The sequence below is a fragment of the Nonomuraea dietziae genome (assembly GCF_014195505.1).
GTDB classification, from domain to species: domain Bacteria; phylum Actinomycetota; class Actinomycetes; order Streptosporangiales; family Streptosporangiaceae; genus Nonomuraea; species Nonomuraea roseola.
This window is the reverse complement of sequence record NZ_JACIBV010000001.1, coordinates 8,012,208-8,032,972: the sequence shown is the minus strand read 5'-3', so window position 1 is coordinate 8,032,972 and position 20,765 is coordinate 8,012,208. Positions and strand designations below refer to the sequence as shown.

Sequence of the window (20,765 nt, the reverse complement as noted above, 5' to 3'; positions counted from 1 at the left end):
CAGTCGCCCCGCCGGTCATCCGGTCGATCATCCGGTCAGTCATCGTCGTCCTGGTCCTGTTCGTCCCAGGCCTTGTTACGGTCGGCGGCGCGCTGCAGCGCCCCGGCCGCTTCCTGCTCGGTCACGTAGGGGCCCATGCGGTCCTTGTTCGGGCAGCCCTGCTCGGGCTCGACGCGCATGTGCTTGAGACAGAACCACCATTGACCTTCGCTCACGGGGTGAATTGTGCCCCGTAAACTCGTTTTCATGACCACACTGCTCCAGCCAGGGCGGATCTCGCCCATGCGCAAGGTTCCCGCCCACATCCAGCGGCCGGAGTACGTCGGCAAGAAGCAGCCCAAGACCGGAGAGGCCGACGTCAAGACCCCCGAGCTCATCGAGCGGATGCGCGTCGCGGGCAGGATCGCCGCGCAGGCCCTCGAAGAGGTCGGCAAGCACGTCGCTCCAGGAGTGACGACCGACGAGCTCGACAGGATCGGACACGAGTTCCTTCTCGACCACGACGCCTACCCCAGCACGCTGGGCTACCGCGGCTATCCCAAGTCGCTGTGCACCTCGATCAACGAGGTCATCTGCCACGGCATCCCCGACGACACCGTGTTGCGCGACGGCGACATCGTCAACATCGACATCACCGCCTACATCGGCGGGGTCCACGGCGACACCGACGCCACCTACCTGGTGGGCGAGGTCGACGAGGAGTCGCGGCTGCTGGTGGAGCGCACCCGCGAGGCGACGATGCGCGCCATCAAGGCCGTCGCGCCGGGACGCCAGCTCAACGTCGTCGGCAGGGTCATCGAGGCCTACGCCAAGCGTTTCGGCTACGGCGTGGTGCGCGACTTCACCGGGCACGGCATCGGCACGACGTTCCACTCCGGCCTGATGGTGCCGCACTACGACGACCCCACGCTGCAGGTGGAGCTGGTGCCCGGCATGACGTTCACGATCGAGCCGATGCTGACGCTCGGCACGATCGACTACGAGATCTGGCCGGACAAGTGGACCGCCGTCACCAAGGACCGCAAGCGCACCGCCCAGTTCGAGCACACCATCCTCGTCACCGACACGGGGTCGGAGATCCTCACCCTCCCCTGATCCGGGCGGCGAGCCAGCCCCTGATCCAGCGCGGCGAGCCAGGCCCACGCCCGGGCCTGGCTCGCCGTACTCACTCTTCCCTCAGCGTGGCCTGCGCGGGACCGCCGCCGAGACCGTCGTGCCCTCCCCCTGGACGCTGTTGACCGACAGGGTGCCGCCGACCTCGGCCATCCTCGCGCGCATCCTGGCGATGCCCCTGCGCTCGTGCGGCACGGCGAACCCGCCGCCGTCGTCGCTCACCGTCAGCCGCAGCCCACTGGCGCCCACGGTGACGGCGATGGACACCGTGCCCGCCCTGCTGTGCCGCTCGACGTTGAGCAGCGCCTCCTCGACCACGGCCATGACGCTGCCCGCGATCGTCGGGGGCACGTCGCTCCGAGGAAGCGCCCAGACCTCGACCGCGATCCCTGTGCGCTGCGACCACTCCGCGAGATGGCTGTCCAGAGCCTCGGCGAAGCTCTGCCCCCCACGCATGCGCGTCTCATCCACCAACTTGGCACTCGCCTTCCTGAGCACACACCGGGCGATCACCGCGGCCGTGTCCCTGGGCGCCTCCCCACGATGGCGCTGGCTGACGGCCGTACAAAGGTGATGCCCGTCACCCCCGCTCGCAAGGTTACCGGGCGGTTCGGAGACGCGTGGGGTGAAGATAGAAGGCCATGGCCTCGCGGCTACTCGACCTGGTCGCGTCTGTTCAGCTTGGCCAGGTAGTCGTTGTAGGAATCGAGCTCCGCGTCGCCGCTGCCGCCGGTGCGGGCGGCGACCGCGTCGGCCCTCCTGTCGGCCGTGCGCGCCCTCCTGTCGTCGTCGCGATACCACTGGAAGGCCAGTGCCAGCAGCACGATCAAGGTCGGGATCTCGCCGAAGCCCCAGGCGATGGCGCCGCCGTCCTGCTGGTCGAGCAGCGGCGAGACGCCCCACGTGCGGCCGAGCTGCTCGTACCAGTCGGAGGCGATCACGGTGCCCATCATCATCAGCGCGATGCCGAAGAAGGCGTGGAAGGGCATCGTGACGAAGAGCGTCAGCAGGCGGCCCACGTGCGGCAGCTTGTGCGGGGCCGGGTCCACGCCGATGATCACCCAGAAGAACAGCGAGCCGCTCAGCAGGAAGTGCAGCGTCATCACGATGTGCCCGAGATGCTCCTCCATCGCCGCGCCGAACAGCGGCGTGAAGTAGAGCGCGTAGGTCGAGACGATGAAGATCGTCGTGGCGACCGCCGGGTGGGTGAGCACCCGGACGAAGGCGCTGTGCAGCACGACGTTCAGCCACTCGCGCGGCCCCCTGTCGCCGCGTCGGGCGGCGGGCTTGAGCGCGCGCAGCGCCAGCGTGACGGGGGCGCCGAGGACCAGGAAGATCGGCACCAGCATCGCCAGCGTCATGTGCTCGATCATGTGCACGCTGAACAGCACCTGGGCGTAGCGGGCCATGCCGCTCTGCGTGGCCAGCACCAGGATCACCACGCCGACGAACCAGGCGGCGGTACGGCCCGCCGGCCAGGCGTCGCCCCGGCGGCGCAGCCTGATGACGCCTCCGGCGTACAGGCCGGCCAGCGCGGCGGCGACCAGCGCGAAGAACAGGTCGAGCCACCACAGCGAGGCCAGGTTGCCGAGCGTGATCGGCGGCGGCATCGGGAAGCCGAGCAGCTCGAAGGCGCGGTCGGCGGGCAGGGTCACCGCGGGCGGCTGGGTGCGGGCCAGCGCGACGGCCAGGCCCATGGTCGCGAACATCAGGACCAGCTCGCCGACCGCCAGCCGGGTGAACGCGCCGGGCTTGCCCTTGGCCAGCTCGCCCATCGTGCGCTGGCGGTGCCACCAGCCGACGTAGCCGAGCAGGACGAAGGCGACGGTCTTGACGACGAGGAGCACGCCGTAGGGGGAGGTCCAGAGGTCGCTGATCGCGGTCAGCCTGGCCAGCACGCTGAAGACGCCCGACAGGCCGACGCCGACGTAGCACCACACCGCCATCCTGGAGAAGCGGGCCGCCGCCACCTCCAGCTGCGGCTGCTTGCGCATCCCGTGGGTCACGAGCACGGTCAGGCCGCCGACCCACAGCGCCAGCGAGATCAGGTGGACCGCGACGCCCGTGGTGGCCAGGTCGTGGTTGGGCGAGGAGGAGGCGTGACTGGTCAGGGCGGGCGGCAGCAGCGTGACCAGGGCGAGCGCCAGCAGCCCCGCCGACGCGCCGGCCGTGATCGCCCCCCGCGAGAACAGCGCGATGGACACGCCGAACAGGACCACCAGGGTCAGCGCGATGCCCTGGCCCACCTGGCTGGCGAAGCTGGTCAGCTCGTTGCCGCCGAGCACGTCCGCCACCGGCAGCCCGAGCGTCTCCGACAGGGTGAACACCATCGTGAGCGCGCCCGCCCCCGCCCAGACCAGCGCCGTCCAGGAGGCGGCCTTGACGTAGCCCAGAGCGGACGTGCCGAGCAGCCCCTTGTCGTTGGGCAGGAAGGCGGTGGCGGTCAGCAGGAGGCCCACGGTGAGCAGGCCCGCGACGTCCATCGCCAGCTTCGAGACGGGTAGCGCCCATCTGGTCAGCGTGCCCTCGTCCGGCAGGCCGGGGATGATGCGCGGGAACGCCGCGCCTCCAGCGATCATGGCGGCGACCAGCGCGGCGAGCGCCGCGGCCGTCAACGCCAGTGCCAGACGGGCGGTCCTGGTCACGGCTTCTTCTTCCTCGCGCTCAGCAGGAAGCCGATGCCGACGCCGACGAGGGCGCCGATCACGATGATGAGCCAGATCGGGAAGCCGGGCGCGCTGTCCTGCTCGGCCGCCTGCTCGCTCGGCTGGGCGACGGGCGCGGCTGAGGCCGTCGCGCTGGGCTGGGCGCTCTCACTGACGGCGGCCGTGGGCGTGGGCTCCTCGGTCGGGGTCGCCTGCGGCGCGCCCTTGACCTTGAACGGGATCTCACCCTCGATGGGATGCCCGTCGGAGGAGACGACCCTGTAGGCGATCGTGTAGGCGCCGTCGGACAGCGTGCCCTTGAGCTTCTGCGTCACGACGGGGCCGTCGATCTCGGGCTTGCCCAGCTGCTGCTCGGTGCCGTCGGCATCGCGCACGATCACGAAGGGCAGCTTCGGAGCCGCGGTGAACTCCAGCTCGACCTGGTCCACCTTCTTGACGGTGGCGTCCTTCTTCGGGTTGCTGCTCTTCAGGGCGTCGTGGGCCAGTGCGGGCGGCGCCAGGACGACGGCGGCGACCAGGGCGGCGAGCAGGGCGGTGAGGGCCGCGCGTGGGGATCTGTTCATGGCACCCCCAAGGCTACCCACCGCCCCGCCCGGTGCCGACTTCGCTACAGCCCGACGCAGGCGAGCGCCTGCTGGTACGCCTCGACGGCACGCTCCTCGTCGCCGAGTTCGTCGATGGTCTCGGCGAGGGCGTACCACTTGCCCGCGGCCTGGCGCGAGGCGGGCGACTGCTGCATGAACCGCAGCGCCTCGCGGGCGCTGGCCAGCCCCTGCTCCCTGTCGCCCAGCGCGCCCTGCGCCCTGGCGAGGATCATCCGTCCCTGGGCGTCGAGCTCGGGGGTCTCGGCGGCCAGGAGCCCGTCGGCCGCCCTGGCGTGCTCGATGGCAAGCTCGAGGCGGCCTGCCGTCAGCTCGACCTTGGCCAGCTCGAGCTCCGCGATGGCCTGGTCGGTCACGCCGGCCGAGCTCTCCGCCACGTCTCTGAGCGTCTGGCCGAACAGCTCCCTCAGCTTGTCGGTGTTCTGCGGGTTGAGCCGCGCGTGGTGGCCCGCCACGGCACCGCGCAGTCTGGCCAGGTTGCGGGGGGCGCCGGTCTCGGACTGGATGGCGTAGGCGCGCTCCACCAGGGCCAGCGCCTCCTCGCCCCTGCCCACGGACTCGGCGACCCTCGCGGCGTTCCAGCTGGCCGCCACCGTCGCGCGGGGCGTGCCGAGGAGCTCGGCCGCGGCCAGCAGCTCGGCGGAGAACTGACGGGCGCGCAGCAGGTCGCCGCGCACCCAGTAGGCCGCGAGCAGGGTGGCCCCCAGCTCGACCAGGCCGTCGGTCCACGCGGGACGGACGGCGCCGGACAGGATCCGCTCGCCGACCTCCACGGCCGCGACCAGGTCGCCCTTGTCGCGGTGGCAGCGGCACAGGGCCAGCGCGATCTCGACGTGACGGTCGGCGCTGAGCTCCTCGGCGTCGAGCCGCCTGAGGATCTCGATGGCCTGGCTGAGGTCGCCTGTCGCCTCCGTCGCCAGGGCCAGGCCGTACTCGGCCTCTTGACGAAGAGCGGTCAAACCCGCCAGGTTGTTGTCCGCAAGGAGCTCGGCGAACCTGGTCCGGGCCTCGTGGACCTCGCCGTTCTCCAGGGCGAGCCGCGCGTAGCCAAGGCCGAGCTCGATGTCGTTCATCTGCTCGGCGGTGACGCCGTTGACGAGGTAGCTGAGCGAGCAGTCCAGCTTCTGGGCCAGGAGCTCGAGCACCGCAGGTGTTGGAGTACGCTTGCCGCTCTCGATCAGAGAGACATAACTGTCAGACAACTCAGGGTGAGCGAGCTGGGCCTGTGAGAGCCCCCGCTGGCGGCGGACTGTCTTGATGCGCAGCCCGACCAGGTCAGATGTGGTCACAGCAATGTCTCCCTGGGATGATGAAGCCAAGCACCACCTGAGCGAGGGAGAACCCCCCATGCGCAAGCGTCTTGTCATGTCCGCACTCGCTGTCTTCATCGCGGCAATTGCCACAGTTGGAGGCAATGTTACGACCGCAGGTGCCGAAGTGTCTCCTGCTCGTTCGAGCTTCGACTACCTCTGCTGCTAGTGCGGTCATGTTCACTCGAACATGCCGCTCCCCACAAGCCCCCGAATGCTCATATTTCGGGGGCTTACGGCTGTCAGCCTGACCGCAGGGCCAGGAAGAAGTCCACCCTGTCGGCCATCGTCGACAGATCCCTTCCGGTCAGCTCCTCGATCCGCCTGATCCGGTACCTGACGGTGTTCACGTGGACGTGCATCCGCTCGGCGCAGGCGTTCCACGACCCCGCCGTGTCCAGGAAGGTGCCGAGGGTGCGCACCAGCTCCGACTGGTGCCCCGCGTCGTAGTCGAACAGCGGCGCGAGCAGCCGGTGGGCGAACGAGCGGCGCACGTCGCCCGGCACGGTGGCCAGCAGGAGCGCGTGGGTGTAGATCTCGTCGCTGGTGACCACCCCGCCCGAGCGGGGCCTCGGCCAGCCTGCGGGCGTGGCCGGCCTCCTCGACGCCGCCCCTGATCGCCGCCGCGCCGGTGAGGGCGCCGCTCACGCCGATGGAGACCCTGGTGTCCCTGAGGACCGACAGCACCTCGAGACCTGAGCGCAGGCGGTCGGCCAGCACGGGGACCGGGCCCTGCAGCGCGACGAGGGCGACGGCGCCGTCCGCGCCCGCGGCGGCCACGACGCTGCGGCCCAGCAGCTCCTCCAGGACCTGGCCGCCCAGCGTGGCGGGGTCGGGCCCGCGGGTGGCCCCAGGGCGCGCGGCCGTCGCCGTCACCACCGAGTACGGCTCGGCCGCCCCCAGCCCGCACATCCGCAGCCTGGCGCTGAGCTCGGCCGGGTCTGCCTCGGCCGCGAAGGCCGCGCTCACGAGCTGCTCGACCAGGCGGCGCTCGACCCTTCTGCCCTCCTCCATCCTGGTGCGTTCGAGGGCGACGCAGGCGGCCAGCTCGAAGCCGAGGTCGGCGCGGCCGAGCAGGTCGCCCTCGCAGGCCAGCGCCCAGCCTGCCGCGCGGTGTCCCCTGCCGACGGCGAACAGGGTGTGGCCCTCGGCGACGCAGGGCAGTCTGGGAGCCGACAGGAACGCGCGGGCCAGGCGGAGCGGAAGGGCGGGCGCCTGCTCCGGTGCGGGATCGGTCACGGAGCCGACGACCAGCTCTCCCGTGGTGGAGAGGACGGCGCCGCTGACGCCGAGCTCGGCGGCGGTGAGCGCGAACAGGTCGGCGAGGTCGGCGCCCTCGGCCACGGCGTCGACGATCCTGCGCTGACGCCCGAGCGCGGCCCTGACGTCGCCGGACAGCCGGGGTGCCGCCACCTCGCCGACGACGCGGAAGGAGACGGCGGTCGGGATCTCCAGCAGCGGCAGGCCCGCCTGCGCGCACGCCTCCACCAGGTCGTCAGGGACGTGACCGAGCCACGCTTGTCCCGCGCCGAGCGCCGCGACACCCGAGGAGCGCAGGGCGGCGACGAAGCGGGCCGAGTCGGCGGGCTCGTGCCGCCACATCAGCCCGCTGAGCACCAGCTCCCCACCCGTCAGGTAGCGGCAGGGGTCGGGCAGGTCGGTGACGTGCACGGCGGTGAACTCGGTGTCCTCGTCCCCCACGAGCAGGGTGAGGCCGAGTTCGGAGGCGGCGAGCAGGTCCCTGATGCGCACTTGGAGGAATATACAAGTCCGGTCAAAGCGCGGCTTACCGCGATTTCACATCGCGCGCATAGGACGCCCAGGCCGCGGGTGCTGTACTCGGAGGATGACGCAGACGGCCAGCACAGGGACGGCCGGCCCGCAGACGGCCGGCAGGGTCCAGCAGGGGGTGGGCGAGAGCGCCGGCCGCCCCGACGCCACGCTGAAGGTGACGGGCGAGTTCGCATACTCCTCCGACCTGTGGCTCGAGGGCATGGTGTGGGGCGTGACGCTGCGCAGCCCGCACGCCTCGGCGTGGATCCGCTCGATCGACATCGGGCCGGCGCTGGCGATCCAGGGCGTGCTCGCCGTCCTCACCCACGAGGACGTGCCGGGCGAGAAGTTCTACGGCCTGGAGCACAAGGACCAGCCGGTGCTGGCCATCGACCAGGTCCGCTACCAGGGCGAGCCGGTGGCCCTCGTGGCCGCCGAGCACCCGGAGACCGCGCGCAGGGCCGCCGCGGCCATCGTGGTGGACTACGAGGTCCGCGAGGCCGTGACCGACCCGCGCCTGGCCACGGAGTTCGTCAGGAGGCAGCCCGTCAGGGTCGGCGACACCTTCGAGGCGGAGGTCGTGGTCACGGGCGAGTACGAGGTCGGCATGCAGGACCAGGCCTTCCTCGGCCCCGAGTCCGGCCTCGCCGTGCCCGCCGAGGACGGCGGCGTCGACCTCTACATCGCCACCCAGTGGCTGCACGTGGACCGCGACCAGCTGGCGCCGTGCCTGGGGCTGCCGCCCGAGAAGGTACGGCTGTCGCTGGCAGGGGTGGGCGGCGCCTTCGGCGCCCGCGAGGACCTGTCGATGCAGGTGCACGCCTGCATGCTGGCGCTGCGCCTGGACCGGCCCGTCAAGATCGTCTACGGCCGGGAGGAGTCGTTCTTCGGCCACGTGCACCGCCACCCCGCCTGGATGCGCTACGAGCACGGCGCGACCCGCGAGGGCGAGCTCGTCTACGTCAAGGCCGAGATCCTGCTCGACGGCGGCGCCTACTGCTCCTCCTCCCCCGCCGTCGTGGGGAACGCCGCCTCACTCGGCGTGGGCCCCTACGAGGTCCCGAACGTCGACATCGTGGCCACGGGCGTCTACACCAACAACCCGCCCTGCGGCGCCATGCGCGGCTTCGGCGCGGTGCAGGCCTGCTACGCCTACGAGTCGCAGATGGACAGGCTGGCCGCCGCCTGCGGCCTGTCACCCGTCGAGATCCGGATCCGCAACGCCGTCTCCCAGGGCTCCGCCCTGGCCACCGGCCAGATCATCGACTCCCCCGCCCCGCTCGCCGACATGCTGCGTGAGCTGGCCGCCATGCCGATGCCGCCCGCCGCCACCTCCGACCTGCTCGACCTGCCGGGCGGCGTCTCCCAGACCACCCACGGCGAAGGCGTACGGCGGGGCGTCGGCTACGGCGTGGGCATCAAGAACATCTGCTTCTCCGAGGGCTTCGACGACTACTCCACCGCCAGGGTGAGGGCCGAGCTCATCGGCGGCGAGCCGCACGTCACCGTGCACACCGCCGCCGCCGAGGTGGGCCAGGGACTGGTGACGATCCAGGCCCAGATCGCCCGCACCGAGCTGGGCATCGAGAGGGTCACCGTCGCCACGGCCGACACGCAGGTCGGCTCGGCGGGCTCCTCGTCCGCCTCCCGCCAGTCCTACGTCACGGGCGGGGCGGTGAAGGCGGCCTGCGAGGCCGTGCGCGCGCGGTTCGACGGGCTGCCGCCCGCGCTGGCGCTGGAGAAGTTCGGCCCCATCGAGGAGACGAGGGAGTACAGGCACCGGCCCACCTACCCCATGGACCCGGTCACGGGACAGGCCGACTCGCACACCCAGCTGGCGCTGTGCGTGCACAGGGCGGTCGTGGACGTGGACGTGGAACTGGGCCTGGTGAAGGTGGTGGAGCTGGCGGCCGTGCAGGACGTCGGCAAGATCCTCAACCCGCTCGCCCTCGAGGGGCAGATCCACGGCGGCTCGGCGCAGGGACTCGGTCTGGCGCTGATGGAGGAGATCCAGGTGCGCGAGGGGAAGGTGCTGAACCCGTCCTTCACCGACTACCTGATCCCCACCATTCTCGACATGCCGCCCATGCGCCTTTCCATTCTGGAGAACCCCGACCCCGCCGCGCCGTACGGGCTGAGGGGCGCGGGCGAGCCGCCCACGCTGTCGTCCACCCCCGCGATCGTGGCGGCGGTCAGGGACGCCACGGGCGTCGCCCTGACCAGAGTGCCGGTACGTCCTGAACACCTTGTAGGGTGAGCGGTCCGTAAGGGTCGACTATCACCGGAGGAAGCAGCCCCCATGTCAGATGCGCGCGAGGCGGCCAAGGCCGAGTTCGAGAAGTTCGACACCGACCACGACGGCGTGCTCACTGCGGGCGAGATCAGGCAGGTGAACCAGGCCCTCGGCGGCCACGGTGTCACCGACGAGGAGATCGAGGCGTTCGTCGCCTCCGCCGACCGTGACGGTGACGGCGGCATCACGCTGGACGAGTTCGTCGCCCTGGTCGGCGGCGGCAAGCACGAGCAGCGGTAGCCGCACGGCAAAGCGGGTAAGAAGGCGATCATCCCCCTGAAGGCTAAGGGGGATGATCGTGCTCGAGAGGCTCTTCGAGCTGACCGCGCGTGGCGCGACGGTCGGCCGTGAGGTGCGTGGTGGCATCACGACCTTCATGGCCATGGCCTACATCATCCTGCTCAACCCGATCATCCTGGCAGGGGCGAAGGACGTCACGGGGGCCCAGCTCAGCATCGGGCAGCTGACCACGGCGACCGCGCTGGCCGGAGCGGTGAGCACGCTGCTGATGGCGTTCGTGGGCAACGCGCCCTTCGGCCTGGCGGCGGGGCTCGGACTGAACGCGGTGGTGGCCTACCAGGCGGCCCCCTTCATGACGTGGCCGCAGGCGATGGGCCTGGTGGTGCTCGAAGGCCTGGTGATCATCATCCTGGCGGTCTCGGGCGTCCGCAGGCTGATCATGGACTCGATCCCTCTGGCGCTGAAACACGCCATCAGCGTGGGCATCGGCATGTTCATCACGCTGATCGGCCTGGTCGACGCGGGCTTCGTCTCGGGCACCGGCGGCACCCCCCTGCAGCTGGGGACGGCGGGACACCTCACGGGCTGGCCCGTGACGGTCTTCTGCTTCGGACTGCTGCTGATGATCGTGCTGTTCATCCGCAAGACGCCCGGCGCCATCCTGCTCAGCATCGTGATCACCACGATCCTGGCGATCGTGGTGAACTCACTGGCCGTGATCGACCCGAAGACCTGGGGCGTCGTCGTGCCGAGAGTGCCCGACTCGATCGTCTCGACACCCGACTTCGGGCTGGTCGGGCAGTTCGACCTGTTCGGCGGCTTCGTGACGGCGGGCGCGCTCACGGCCACGATCGTGCTGTTCACGCTGGTGCTGTCGGGCTTCTTCGACGCGATGGGCACGATCATCGGCGTGGCCGACGAGGCGGGCCTGGTCGACACCAGGGGCCGGGTGCCGCGCCTGGGCCGGATCCTGACCGTCGACGGCGTCGCCGGCATGGTCGGCGGCTCGGTGAGCGCCTCGGCCAACACGGTCTTCGTGGAGTCGGCGGCCGGCGTGGGCGAGGGGGCGCGCACCGGCCTGGCCAGCGTGGTGACCGGAGCGCTGCTGGGTCTGACGATGCTCTTCACACCGCTGGCGGAGGTCGTGCCCGCCGCGGCGGCCGCGCCCGCGCTGGTGCTGGTGGGCGCGCTGATGATGACGCAGAGCCGCAAGGTGCCGTGGGACGACCTCGAGCTGGCCGTGCCCGCGTTCCTGACGATCGCGCTGATGCCGTTCACCTACAGCATCACCAACGGCGTCGGCGCGGGCGTGATCGCCTACACGCTCATCAAGGCGGCTCGCGGCAAGTGGGACGAGATCCCCTGGCTGCTGTGGGTGGTCTCGCTGATCTTCCTGGTCTACTTCGCGATCGACGGGCTGTTCTAGCCGTCCTGGGGGTCGCAGGCGAAGCCGTCGCCGTCCTTGTCGGCGTACCAGTGATACTGCGGGTGCCTGCCCTTCTGGTACGGCCCGCCGTAGCCGGCCGCCTTGGCCTGCGCGCAGTCGGCGTACTTCTTCTCGCCTCCCGCGCTGAGGGAGGAGCCGGTGGACTGCGTGCCGCCGGTGGGGGCGCCGCTGCCCCTCCCCGAGCCCGTCGTTCCCGTCCCCGTGTCTGGCGGCGTGGCGCCCGTGCCCGGTGGCGTGCCGCCGCTGCCCGGGGTGGCGCCGGTGCCCGGCGGGGTGGTACCGGTGCCCGGCTGTGTGGTGCCGGTGCCGGGCGGCGTGGAAGCGGGGCCCGGCGGTGTCGTGCCGGTGCCGGGCGGGACGGTGCCCGTGCCCGGCTCGGTGGCCGGCGAGGATGGCGCCGGCGAGGTGGGGCCGGAGGCACCCAGCATCGCCCGCACCAGCTCGTCGGCCTTCTCCTTGGTGAAGCCCGCGATGCTCAGGCTGTCGCCGCTCATGGTTTGGGCGACGGTCGGCGCGGCCAGCACGGTGGCGCTCTCGTTCTGACCCACCATGATGGCGATCTGCTGGTCGACCCGCTCCTTGAGCAGCGCGGCCAGCGCGTCGCGGAAGGCGGGCGCCACGGCGATCCTGACGCCGTAGCCGTCCTTCTCCTTCACCGTCTCGATCGCCTGGACCGCCGAGACCGCCACCGCGTCGGACAGGAAGTAGCAGACCGTCCTGTCGAGGGAGAGCGCCACCTTCTCTCCAGGACAGGGGGCGGCCTTCTGGTCCTCGACGGGGGCGAAGTAGATCGGCTGCCCGAGCCTGGTGAGGGGCTTGCCGCCGAACAGCGGCGAGTCGGGGTTCCTGGTCATGAGCACCGCGACGGTGCCCAGCACGCCGGCCGTGAGCACGACCAGGACCAGGGAGACGATGAGGACGATGGTGGTGAGCCTGCTCGCCCTGGGTCCCGCGGGGCCCGCCGGTGGCGGGGGTGACGCGGGTGACGCGGTGGGCGGCGCCCCGGACGACTCCTCCGGCGGCGACGGTTTCTCCATCGGTGAACCCCATCCTGACTGTTGCTCCCGCAGAGCCTAGCGAGGACGGCAAAAAGCGGGTAATCCTCGACAGAGTGCAAGGAAGATTGGCACGGTCCATACAGAATGTCGGTCCGGGTGGAGGGAAGATGGATCGTATGAGAGTCGGAGTCCCCCGCGAGGTGAAGAACCACGAGTATCGCGTGGCCCTGACACCGGCGGGCGCACATGAACTGATCAGGCATGGACACGACGTCTTCGTCGAGCGCGACGCGGGCCGCGGTTCGGCCATTCCCGACGAGGATTTCATCTCGGTGGGCGCCGTCGTCCTCGACCACGCCGACGAGGTGTGGGCCACGGGCGACCTCATCCTGAAGGTGAAGGAGCCCATCGCCGAGGAGTACCACCGGATGCGCAAGGGGCAGGTGCTGTTCACCTACCTCCACCTGGCCGCCTCTCGGCCGTGCACGGCGGCGATGCTCGACGCGGGCGTCACCGGCATCGCCTACGAGACCGTCCAGGCGGACAACGGCGCGCTGCCGCTGCTGGCGCCCATGTCGGAGGTCGCGGGACGGCTGGCGCCGCAGGTCGGCGCCTACCACCTGATGCGCCCCGAGGGCGGCAGAGGCGTGCTGATGGGCGGCGTCTCGGGTGTGCGGGCGGCCAACGTCGTGGTCATCGGCGCGGGAGTGTCGGGGATGAACGCCGCCGCGATCGCGCTCGGCATGCAGGCCGAGGTGCTGCTGCTCGACCGCAACATCGACAAGCTGCGCCAGGCCGACGTCATCTACCAGGGGCACTGCCAGACGATCGCCTCCAACACGCTGGAGATCGAGCAGGCCGTGCTCGAGGCCGACCTGGTGATCGGCGCCGTGCTGGTGCCGGGGGCCAAGGCGCCGACGCTGGTCAGCAACGAGCTGGTCAGCAGGATGAAGCCCGGCTCGGTGCTGGTGGACATCTCCATCGACCAGGGTGGGTGCTTCGAGGACTCCCGGCCGACCACGCACGCCGAGCCCACCTACCCGGTGCACAACTCGATCTTCTACTGCGTGGCGAACATGCCGGGGGCGGTGCCGTACACCTCGACCTACGCGCTCACCAACGTCACCCTGCCCTACGCGCTGGCCATCGCCGAGCAGGGGTGGCTGGGCGCTCTCCGACGCGACCGCGCCCTCGCCCGTGGCCTGAGCACCTACGAGGGGCGCCTGATCAGCGAGCCCGTGGCCGAGGCGCACGGGCTCGCGTCGACGCCTCTGGAAGAGGTGCTCGCCTAGTCCCTCCGGGCCAGGACCGCGAGATCAAGGCCCGCGGCCCTGGACCGAGTTCCTCCAGGGCCGCCTGGCTCTGGACCGCTCGGGTCAGGACCGCTCGGGTCAGGACTGCGCGGGTGAGGGAGAGGTCGAGGGCGCGAGCGACTCGCTCGGCAGCGGCGTGGCCTCGCCCTTGGGCTCCGGCGGCAGCGGCTGCTGGTCGGCGGTGGCGGTGATCGCGTACTCACCGCCGCAGGTGGCGCCGAGCTCGGGGGTGTCGGGCCCGTTCTGGTACTTGGTGATGAACTTCGGCAGCTTCGGGTCGTCGGCGTTCTGGAAGGTCAGCTGGTGGCCCCACGAGCTGGCCACGATGGGCGCGGGCAGGTTCGGGTAGGGGCTGACGAGCATGTAGTTGGCGTCGCCCGTGGACCCGGCGATGCTCTTGATCTTGTCGATCTGAGCCTTGGGCAGGTCGGGACGGTAGGTGATCCAGACCGCGCCATGCTCCAGCGAGTGGACCGCGTGCTCGTTGTGGATCGGCTTGTCGTAGATGTCGCACTGCTGCCAGTAGTTGTTGTGCTGGCCGCCGACCGGCGGGTTCTCCTTGTACTTCACCGCGGTCCAGACGTGCTCGCCACCGGCATAGGAGACGCTGGAGACGGCGTCGAGCGAGGTCGCCTGGCGGTCCTTCACCACGTAGAAGCCGACCCCGCCGATGAGCAGGAGGATGACGAGTCCACCGACGCCCCACATCAGCATCGCGGTACGGCGCTCCTTGGCCTTCTGTTCGGCGCGCATCTTGTTCAGATGCTCGCGCCGGGCCTGCGCCTTCTCCTTCGTCATCGTTCCTCCACATGGGTGACCAACTGCGGGTCACCTTATGCCCTGCGGGCGTATGTAGCGAATAAGGACTGTGCCATGAGTAGTCTGGAAAAACGATGACCAGAAAGCCTTTCCAGCTGGCGGCGTTCGCCGTGCTCGCCGTCGCCGCTGTCCTCTTCTTCGTCCTCGGCAGGAGCGGCACGCCCACCGACTCCTCGCCTGAGGCGGGTTTCGCCCGCGACATGGGCAAGCACCACGCGCAGGCGGCCGAGATGTCGTTCATCGTGCGCGACAGGACCACCTCGCCCGACATCCGGAATCTGAGCGAGGACATCATCGTCACCCAGACGGCCCAGCGCGGCATGTTCATGGGATGGCTGCAGCAGTGGGGCCTCAGCCAGTCGAGCGAGCGTCGCGAGATGGCGTGGATGGTCGGCCACGCGGGCCACGGCGGCACCCAGGACAAGCCCGAGCCGATGCCCGGCGTGGCGAGCGACGAGGAGATGGCCAAGCTCAGGAGCCTGCGGGGCGCGCAGGCCGAGGTCTACTACCTGCAGCTGATGACCCGCCACCACGAGGGCGGCGTCGACATGTCGAAGGGGCTGCTGGAGCTGACCGACAGGGCCGAGGTGAGGGGCATGGCGCAGCAGATCGTCAACAGCCAGACCAGCGAGATCAAGCTGATGGGCGACCTGCTGGCCAAACGCGGCGCGGTGGCGCTGCCCTCGATTCTCCAGTAAGGGACGATGGCCGCATGGAAGAGCCCGAAAGCCGCCTGGAGGTCAGCATCACACCTGAGGTCGAGGCGGGACACTACGCCAACTTCGCCTCGGTGTGGCACACCCGCGACGGGTTCGTGCTCGACTTCGCGGTGATCACCCGCCCCCCGCAGCTGACCGAGGAGCCGGGGTCGGGACAGGCCGTCGTGCATGTCCCGACCAGGATCGTCAGCCGCGTGAGGATTCCGCCGAGCCAGGTCTTCGAGCTGATGAAGGCCCTGGAACAGCAGCTGTCGGCCTACGAGAAGGAGACCGGCGGCTCGCCGTGAAGCTCCTCGGCGATCGCGGCGGCGAAGGCGTCGACGTCGGCCGCCGTGGTGTCGAAGGCGCACATCCAGCGCACCTCCCCGATCGCCTCGTTCCAGGTGTAGAAGCGGAAGCGCTTCTGCAGGCGCGCGATGGCGTCCTTGGGCAGCCGGGCGAAGACCGCGTTGGCCTGCACGGGGCGCGGCACCTCCAGGCCCGGGATGTCCTTGACGGCCTCGGCCAGGCGCCTGCCCATGGCGTTGGCCTGCCTGGCGTTGCGCAGCCAGAGGTCGCCCGAGAGCAGCGCCTCGAACTGCGCGGAGACGAAGCGCATCTTCGACGACAGCTGCATGAACGTCTTGCGCAGGTAGTCGATGCCGCTGGCCGCCTCGGGGTTGAGCACCACGATGGCCTCGCCGTACAGCAGGCCGATCTTGGTGCCGCCGAAGGAGAGGACGTCCACGCCCGCGTCGGTGGTCAGCGCGCGCAGCGGCACGTCGAGCGCCGCGGCGGCGTTGGTCAGCCTGGAGCCGTCGAGGTGGACGGTCATGCCGAGCGCGTGGGCGTGCTCGCAGACGGCCGCGATCTCGTCAGGGGTGTAGAGCGTGCCGAGCTCGGTGGTGTTGGAGATCGAGACGACCTTGGGCTGGGCCCTGTGGACGTCGCCGAAGCCCCACGCCTGCGTGTCGATCAGCTCGGGGGTGAGCTTGCCGTCGGGCGTCGACACGGTGAGCAGCTTGATGCCGCCGGCGACCTCGGGCGCGCCGCCCTCGTCGGTGTGGATGTGCGCGGTGTCGGCGCAGACGACGGCCTCCCACTGCCGCGTCATGGAGCGCAGCGACACGACGTTGGCCGCGGTGCCGTTGAAGACCGGGAAGACCTGGGCCGTGTCGCCGAAGTGGCGCTTGAAGACGCCCTGGAGCGCCTCGGTGTAGACGTCCTCGCCGTAGGAGATCTGGTGTCCCTCGTTGGCCACGGCGATGGCCTGGAGGATCTCCGGATGCACGCCCGCGTAGTTGTCGCTGGCGAACGCCTTGAGGGCGGGGTCGTGACGGGGAATCACTGGGTGAGGTCCAATCGCGTGCCGTTGATCTCGTGGGCGGGTCGCTCGTAGAGCCCCGCGACCGCCTCCGCCAGGGCGTCGACGTGGGTGTAGCCGGCGAACGCCGCCTCCGGCTTGGCCGCCTTCATGGCGTCGTTCACCAGGGCCTTGACCACCAGGATGGTCGCCGCCGAGCCGGTGTCCTTCAGCGCGTCGGCCAGCGACAGCGTCCAGGCCTCCGAGGCGGCCTTGGCGGCGGCGTAGCAGGCGCCTCCCGCGGCCGGCTGCTGCGCCGCCTTGGCCGACACGATCACGAACCGGCCGTTGTCCGACTTCCTGAGCAGCGGCTCGAAGGCCAGCGAGACGTGCTGGAGGGTGCGGACCAGCAGGTCGTGCAGGACGGTCCAGTCGTCGAGGTCGGTGTCGGCGAAGGTCTTGCCTCCGCGCCAGCCGCCGACCAGGTGCACCACGCCGTCGACCCGGCCGTGCTCACCTTCGATCCGCGCGGCGAGGTCCTGTACGGCCGCGCGGTCGAGCAGGTCGACGTCGTCCTTGTCCACCCCGATCACGGTGTGACCATTCCGCTGGAAGTATCCGGTGATGGCCTGGCCTGTCGGGCCCGCCGCACCCGTAACAAGAATGATCATGCTCCCGTGATCCCCTTCGTGGACTCGACGACGTCACCGAGCTTACGGCGCAGCGCCTCGTAGAACATGCTCAGGGGGAACTCGTCGGGCAGCACCGCGTCGACCATCGCCTTCTGCTCCTCGGGCAGCTCGCCTCGCTTCCACGCCGAGCGCGGGTGCGGCTCGACGTAGGCGGTGACCAGCTCGTAGGCGGCGATCCAGTGAGCCAGCTTGGCGCGGTCGATGCTGTCGCGGTAGAGCTTCTCCACCTCGGCGCGCAGGTCGGCCACGCCGCCCGCCACGCGGTTCCAGTCGATCGACAGCCTGTTGTCGGTCCACCTGATGATGTCGTTGCGGTGCAGGTAGGCGAAGAGCAGCTGCCCGCCGAGCCCGTCGTAGTTGCGCACCCGCTCGCCGGTGATCGGGAAGCGGAAGAGCCTGTCGAACAGGATCGCGACCTGCACGTAGCGGGCGTGCGGCACCCCCGCGGCCTCGAGCTTCACCGCCTCGCCGAAGGCGGTCAGGTCGCAGCGCAGCTCCTCGAGCGAGTACAGCCAGTACGGCATGCGCTGCTTGATCATGAAGGGGTCGAACGGCAGGTCGCCGTGGCTGTGCGTGCGGTCGTGGATGAGGTCCCACATGACGAAGGTGTCCTGGGCCAGCTCCTGCGACTCCAGCAGCCTGGCCGCGTCGGGCGGCAGGTCCAGCTTGAGCGTGGTGGCGGCGGCGCTGCTCACCCTGCGGAAGCGGGCGGCCTCCCTGTCGGCGAAGATGCCGCCCCAGGTGAAGCGCTCGGGCGCCTTCCTGACCGCGACCGTCTCGGGGAACAGCACGGCGGAGAAGGTGTCGTAGCCGGAGGTGAAGTCCTCGAAGGCGATGGGCACGAACAGCGGGTTGTCGTAGCCGTTCGCCTCGAGCTCGGCCAGCCACGACGGCCAGATGGTGCGGATCCAGACCGCTTCGAGGTTGCGGTTGGGGTTGCCGTTCTGGGTGTACATGGGGAACACCACCAGGTGCTCCAGGCCGTCGACACGCTGGGTGTCTGGATGGAAGAGGTCGAGGGAGTCCAGGAAGTCCGGCACGCCGAGGTCCTGCTCGACCCACTTGGCGAGGTCGGCCTGGACGGCCCGCAGGTAGGCGGCGTCATGGGGGAAGTACCCCGAGAGCTCGCCGACCAGCTGGGAGACGCGGGCGACCAGCGCGGCGGCGGCCGGCTTGTCGTCGGGGACGGAGCCGTCCTTGACCTGCAGCGGGCGCAGCTCCTCCACGACGGCCTTGAGGTCGGCGAACAACTCGGCCTTCGCGCCGTCCTGCGAGCCGGAGGCGCGGACGGGGGCGGGCACCCTGGCCGCCCAGGTCACGACGTTGCTCCACAGCGTGCGGTGGTCGTAGTCGTCGATGGAGTCGTCGCCGAACAGGTCGGAGTCGGCGAACGCCACGACCTTGCCCTTGCCGTGCTCGACGGCGACGGCCAGCGGCGCGCCCGCCGGGTCGGCGGTGGCGGAGGTGGTGAACAGCACGGTGGCGTCGTCACCGGCGGTGAGGACGCCCGAGCGATAGAAGCACGCGGTGCCGACGCCCGCGAGCAGGCCGCCACCGGCCGGGGTGCCGAGGACCCAGGTGGCCACGCCGCGGTGGGAGTTGCCGGGGTCGCGCACGGTGGTGTGGGTCACGCCGATGCCGAAGCGGGCCAGCAGGTCGGCCAGGTTGTTGCCGTACTTGTCCTGCTCCTCCTCGGCCAGCACGACCAAGCCGCCGCCGCCTGCCACGAAGGACTCGATCGCGTCCAGCTCCTCGGGGCTGAACACCGGGCTGCCCTGGCCCGTGGTGCGCTCCCAGCGCTGCTGCGACGGGTGGGCGATCACCAGGACATCCTGCTCACCCAGCGACTCCAGGCCGCCCGAGGTCACCTGATGTCCCAGGCGGCGCAGCAGCTCGGCCGCGCGGGCGTAGCTGTTGTCGTCGGGATGGGCGGGGTTCATGGCCTCGGCGGTCTCACGCCTGATCGTCCACGACTCGCTATGCCCCTCGTCGAACAACACCCTGGGGAACGCTCGCATGAAAATCTCCTGAATTAGACGCCCTATAACGGAAAATATACACACAGATAAGGCATGCACCGCCATACCCTCCCGAATCGCGAGACAGCCGTCCCCCTCCAGAGTGAGAGCGAGTCGACCGGCAGACGGACGACTCCAGCGCCGCGGATGCCTAGCGTGCCGGGCATGCTCAACAACCACGTCACCTTCCGCAGAGTCGTGTCAGGCGCGCTCCTCGTCGTCGCACCGCTGCTCCAGGCGCTGGCCGTCACCGTCGATCCGGGCACGTGGGGAGACGACAGGGAGGCGGTCAGCTTCGGCGCCAACCCGACGCTCGCCCAGGTGCAGTCGGCGCTCTACCACTGGAGCTGGCTGCTCATGGCGGTGGCCGTCCTCGGCCTCGTCCACCTCACCCGGCAGCGCAACACCAGGCTGGGGCAGGTCTCCGGCGCCCTGACGGTCGTGGGCTACAGCTCGCTGTCGGGCATGCTGATCATCGACCCGGTCGAGTGGTGGCTCGGCAGGCACCACACGCCCGAGCGGGCGCAGCAGATCATGGACGAGATGCTGGACCTGCCGATCACGGTCGGCGCGTTCCAGATGCCGTGGATCTTCCTCGGCTTCGTCGGGCTGCCGCTGCTGCTCATCGCGGTGTGGCGGACCGGGTTCGTCGGCTGGTGGGCGCCGCTGGTGGTGACGGCCGGATACCTGGGGTCGTTCGCGGTGCCGTACGGGCCGCTGATCCTGCCGTTCTGGTACGCGCCCGTGGTGGCCCTCGGCTGGGTGGGCGTGAAGATCCTCAGGATGGGAGACGAGGCGTGGGCCTCGTACTACGCGATGGCGGCGCCGGGCCGTACGACGCCCGACTCGTACGCGAACACGACCGCCTGAGCGCGGTCGCGCAGGCCCAGCTTCATCAGCACGCGGGCCACGTGCGTCTTGACCGTGGCCTCGCCGACGAACAGCTCGCGGGCGATCTCGGCGTTGGTGAGGCCTCTGGCGAGCAGGCGCAGCACCTCGAGCTCGCGAGGGGTCAGCTCGGCCAGTTGCGGCGGCGGCGAGGGGTCGTGCCTGCCCGCGAAGGAGGCGATGACGCGGCTGGTCACCGCGGGGTCGAGCAGGGCGTCGCCGGAGTGCACCACCCTGATCGCCTCCACGAGCTGCTCGGGGGGCGAGACCTTGAGCAGGAAGCCGCTGGTGCCCGCCCGCAGCGCCGCGTAGAGGTTCTCGTCGGTGTCGAAGGTCGTCAGCATCACGACCTTGGGCGGAGCCGGATCCTCGAGGATCTGCTGCGCCGCGGCCAGGCCGTCCATGCGCGGCATGGAGATGTCCATCAGGACGATGTCGGGGCGGGTCCGCCTGACCACGGCCAGCGCCTCCAGGCCGTCGGCTGCCTCGCCGACGACGTCCATGCCCTCTTCGCTGTCGACGACCATGCGAAGGCCCACCCTGACCATGGCCTGGTCGTCCGCGATGACGATTCGAATGCCCACACGCGGAG

The 20,765-nt window shown here is 70.4% G+C and carries 20 protein-coding genes; 8 read left to right on the top strand and 12 right to left on the bottom strand.

All coding sequences use genetic code 11. The features are described 5' to 3' along the window. Nucleotides 1-35 precede the first annotated feature (35 nt). Nucleotides 36-248, bottom strand: a complete 213-nt coding sequence (locus tag FHR33_RS38235) for a hypothetical protein (protein ID WP_183658559.1) — start codon at nucleotides 246-248, stop codon at nucleotides 36-38. On the opposite strand from FHR33_RS38235, the gene map reads away from it, so the two are divergent. After that, nucleotides 247-1,095 carry a type I methionyl aminopeptidase gene (gene map / locus FHR33_RS38230; RefSeq protein ID WP_183658557.1) on the top strand — a complete coding sequence of 283 codons (849 nt, stop codon included), beginning with the start codon at nucleotides 247-249 and terminating at the stop codon, nucleotides 1,093-1,095. The genes FHR33_RS38235 and map overlap by 2 nt on opposite strands. Nucleotides 1,096-1,176: 81 nt before the next feature. Here the strand turns inward: map and FHR33_RS38225 are convergent, their stop codons facing one another. From FHR33_RS38225 to FHR33_RS38205, 5 genes are all read right to left on the bottom strand, one after another. Then, on the bottom strand, nucleotides 1,177-1,569 hold the full coding sequence (locus FHR33_RS38225) for a sensor histidine kinase (RefSeq protein WP_183658555.1): 393 nt from the start codon (nucleotides 1,567-1,569) through the stop codon (nucleotides 1,177-1,179). Between the two features lie 197 nt (nucleotides 1,570-1,766). Further along, nucleotides 1,767-3,758, bottom strand: coding sequence for a bifunctional copper resistance protein CopD/cytochrome c oxidase assembly protein (locus FHR33_RS38220; protein ID WP_312895909.1), 1,992 nt, complete (start codon nucleotides 3,756-3,758; stop codon nucleotides 1,767-1,769). Continuing rightward, complete coding sequence (locus tag FHR33_RS38215; RefSeq protein WP_183658553.1) at nucleotides 3,755-4,342, bottom strand: copper resistance CopC family protein; 588 nt, start codon at nucleotides 4,340-4,342, stop codon at nucleotides 3,755-3,757. The genes FHR33_RS38220 and FHR33_RS38215 overlap by 4 nt, the downstream gene beginning before the upstream one ends. A gap of 44 nt (nucleotides 4,343-4,386) precedes the next feature. Further along, nucleotides 4,387-5,730: a helix-turn-helix domain-containing protein gene (locus FHR33_RS38210; RefSeq protein ID WP_221242377.1), complete on the bottom strand. Its 1,344-nt coding sequence runs from the start codon at nucleotides 5,728-5,730 to the stop codon at nucleotides 4,387-4,389. Between the two features lie 141 nt (nucleotides 5,731-5,871). Then, nucleotides 5,872-7,443, bottom strand: coding sequence for a PucR family transcriptional regulator ligand-binding domain-containing protein (locus FHR33_RS38205; protein ID WP_446685813.1), 1,572 nt, complete (start codon nucleotides 7,441-7,443; stop codon nucleotides 5,872-5,874). 94 nt (nucleotides 7,444-7,537) lie between these two features. Between FHR33_RS38205 and FHR33_RS38200 the strand changes: the two genes are divergently transcribed. From FHR33_RS38200 to FHR33_RS38190, 3 genes are read left to right on the top strand one after another with little or no spacing between them, the layout of a single operon-like run. Further along, the gene (locus tag FHR33_RS38200) at nucleotides 7,538-9,721 is read left to right on the top strand and encodes a xanthine dehydrogenase family protein molybdopterin-binding subunit (protein ID WP_183658547.1); all 2,184 of its coding nucleotides are present in this window, start codon (nucleotides 7,538-7,540) and stop codon (nucleotides 9,719-9,721) included. A 42-nt stretch (nucleotides 9,722-9,763) separates the two neighbouring features. Further along, on the top strand, nucleotides 9,764-9,997 hold the full coding sequence (locus tag FHR33_RS38195; protein ID WP_183658544.1) for an EF-hand domain-containing protein: 234 nt from the start codon (nucleotides 9,764-9,766) through the stop codon (nucleotides 9,995-9,997). A 52-nt stretch (nucleotides 9,998-10,049) separates the two neighbouring features. Then, entirely contained in the window at nucleotides 10,050-11,423 is a 1,374-nt protein-coding gene (locus FHR33_RS38190; RefSeq protein ID WP_183658541.1) for an NCS2 family permease, read from the top strand. On the opposite strand, the gene FHR33_RS38185 is transcribed toward FHR33_RS38190, so the two are convergent. After that, nucleotides 11,420-12,481 (bottom strand): excalibur calcium-binding domain-containing protein, encoded by a 1,062-nt coding sequence (locus FHR33_RS38185; RefSeq protein ID WP_183658538.1) that lies wholly within the window; start codon nucleotides 12,479-12,481, stop codon nucleotides 11,420-11,422. The genes FHR33_RS38190 and FHR33_RS38185 overlap by 4 nt on opposite strands. Nucleotides 12,482-12,618: 137 nt before the next feature. On the opposite strand from FHR33_RS38185, the gene ald reads away from it, so the two are divergent. Continuing rightward, a complete protein-coding gene (gene ald / locus FHR33_RS38180) occupies nucleotides 12,619-13,734 on the top strand; it encodes an alanine dehydrogenase (RefSeq protein ID WP_183658537.1) in 1,116 nt (371 codons plus the stop codon). Between the two features lie 99 nt (nucleotides 13,735-13,833). On the opposite strand, the gene FHR33_RS38175 is transcribed toward ald, so the two are convergent. Further along, on the bottom strand, nucleotides 13,834-14,553 hold the full coding sequence (locus tag FHR33_RS38175; RefSeq protein ID WP_183658533.1) for a thioredoxin-like domain-containing protein: 720 nt from the start codon (nucleotides 14,551-14,553) through the stop codon (nucleotides 13,834-13,836). A 95-nt stretch (nucleotides 14,554-14,648) separates the two neighbouring features. On the opposite strand from FHR33_RS38175, the gene FHR33_RS38170 reads away from it, so the two are divergent. Both FHR33_RS38170 and FHR33_RS38165 read left to right on the top strand, forming a co-directional pair. Beyond that, complete coding sequence (locus tag FHR33_RS38170) at nucleotides 14,649-15,272, top strand: DUF305 domain-containing protein (protein WP_183658530.1); 624 nt, start codon at nucleotides 14,649-14,651, stop codon at nucleotides 15,270-15,272. Between the two features lie 14 nt (nucleotides 15,273-15,286). Next, nucleotides 15,287-15,580 (top strand): DUF3467 domain-containing protein, encoded by a 294-nt coding sequence (locus tag FHR33_RS38165; RefSeq protein WP_183658527.1) that lies wholly within the window; start codon nucleotides 15,287-15,289, stop codon nucleotides 15,578-15,580. Here the strand turns inward: FHR33_RS38165 and FHR33_RS38160 are convergent. Genes FHR33_RS38160 through FHR33_RS38150 form a run of 3 tightly spaced genes read right to left on the bottom strand, consistent with a single transcriptional unit; the run spans nucleotide 15,550 to nucleotide 19,285 of the window. Beyond that, complete coding sequence (locus tag FHR33_RS38160; RefSeq protein ID WP_183658525.1) at nucleotides 15,550-16,620, bottom strand: threonine aldolase family protein; 1,071 nt, start codon at nucleotides 16,618-16,620, stop codon at nucleotides 15,550-15,552. The two genes, FHR33_RS38165 and FHR33_RS38160, sit on opposite strands and share 31 nt — an antisense overlap. Then, nucleotides 16,617-17,246, bottom strand: a complete 630-nt coding sequence (locus FHR33_RS38155) for an SDR family NAD(P)-dependent oxidoreductase (RefSeq protein WP_183658521.1) — start codon at nucleotides 17,244-17,246, stop codon at nucleotides 16,617-16,619. Before FHR33_RS38155 ends, FHR33_RS38160 begins: the two co-directional genes overlap by 4 nt. After that, nucleotides 17,243-19,285 (bottom strand): DUF6421 family protein, encoded by a 2,043-nt coding sequence (locus FHR33_RS38150; RefSeq protein ID WP_183658518.1) that lies wholly within the window; start codon nucleotides 19,283-19,285, stop codon nucleotides 17,243-17,245. The genes FHR33_RS38155 and FHR33_RS38150 overlap by 4 nt, the downstream gene beginning before the upstream one ends. 165 nt (nucleotides 19,286-19,450) lie before the next feature. Here FHR33_RS38150 and FHR33_RS38145 point away from each other — a divergent pair, with 165 nt between their 5' ends. Continuing rightward, nucleotides 19,451-20,155, top strand: a complete 705-nt coding sequence (locus tag FHR33_RS38145) for a hypothetical protein (protein ID WP_183658516.1) — start codon at nucleotides 19,451-19,453, stop codon at nucleotides 20,153-20,155. Here the strand turns inward: FHR33_RS38145 and FHR33_RS38140 are convergent. Continuing rightward, on the bottom strand, nucleotides 20,095-20,757 hold the full coding sequence (locus FHR33_RS38140) for a response regulator (protein ID WP_183658513.1): 663 nt from the start codon (nucleotides 20,755-20,757) through the stop codon (nucleotides 20,095-20,097). The genes FHR33_RS38145 and FHR33_RS38140 overlap by 61 nt on opposite strands. Between the last annotated feature and the right edge of the window lie 8 nt (nucleotides 20,758-20,765).

Excerpts from the sequence above, each read along its gene's own strand:
- ald (WP_183658537.1), top strand. The coding sequence starts at position 12,619 with ATGAGAGTCGGAGTCCCCCGCGAGGTGAAGAACCACGAGTATCGCGTG.
- FHR33_RS38235 (WP_183658559.1), bottom strand. The coding sequence starts at position 248 with ATGAAAACGAGTTTACGGGGCACAATTCACCCCGTGAGCGAAGGTCAA.
- FHR33_RS38165 (WP_183658527.1), top strand. The coding sequence starts at position 15,287 with ATGGAAGAGCCCGAAAGCCGCCTGGAGGTCAGCATCACACCTGAGGTC.
- FHR33_RS38225 (WP_183658555.1), bottom strand. The coding sequence starts at position 1,569 with ATGCGTGGGGGGCAGAGCTTCGCCGAGGCTCTGGACAGCCATCTCGCG.
- FHR33_RS38210 (WP_221242377.1), bottom strand. The coding sequence starts at position 5,730 with ATGGGGGGTTCTCCCTCGCTCAGGTGGTGCTTGGCTTCATCATCCCAG.
- FHR33_RS38145 (WP_183658516.1), top strand. The coding sequence starts at position 19,451 with ATGCTCAACAACCACGTCACCTTCCGCAGAGTCGTGTCAGGCGCGCTC.
- FHR33_RS38215 (WP_183658553.1), bottom strand. The coding sequence starts at position 4,342 with ATGAACAGATCCCCACGCGCGGCCCTCACCGCCCTGCTCGCCGCCCTG.
- FHR33_RS38175 (WP_183658533.1), bottom strand. The coding sequence starts at position 14,553 with ATGACGAAGGAGAAGGCGCAGGCCCGGCGCGAGCATCTGAACAAGATG.
- FHR33_RS38200 (WP_183658547.1), top strand. The coding sequence starts at position 7,538 with ATGACGCAGACGGCCAGCACAGGGACGGCCGGCCCGCAGACGGCCGGC.
- FHR33_RS38195 (WP_183658544.1), top strand. The coding sequence starts at position 9,764 with ATGTCAGATGCGCGCGAGGCGGCCAAGGCCGAGTTCGAGAAGTTCGAC.
- FHR33_RS38155 (WP_183658521.1), bottom strand. The coding sequence starts at position 17,246 with ATGATCATTCTTGTTACGGGTGCGGCGGGCCCGACAGGCCAGGCCATC.
- FHR33_RS38185 (WP_183658538.1), bottom strand. The coding sequence starts at position 12,481 with ATGGAGAAACCGTCGCCGCCGGAGGAGTCGTCCGGGGCGCCGCCCACC.
- map (WP_183658557.1), top strand. The coding sequence starts at position 247 with ATGACCACACTGCTCCAGCCAGGGCGGATCTCGCCCATGCGCAAGGTT.
- FHR33_RS38190 (WP_183658541.1), top strand. The coding sequence starts at position 10,050 with ATGATCGTGCTCGAGAGGCTCTTCGAGCTGACCGCGCGTGGCGCGACG.
- FHR33_RS38150 (WP_183658518.1), bottom strand. The coding sequence starts at position 19,285 with ATGCGAGCGTTCCCCAGGGTGTTGTTCGACGAGGGGCATAGCGAGTCG.
- FHR33_RS38170 (WP_183658530.1), top strand. The coding sequence starts at position 14,649 with ATGACCAGAAAGCCTTTCCAGCTGGCGGCGTTCGCCGTGCTCGCCGTC.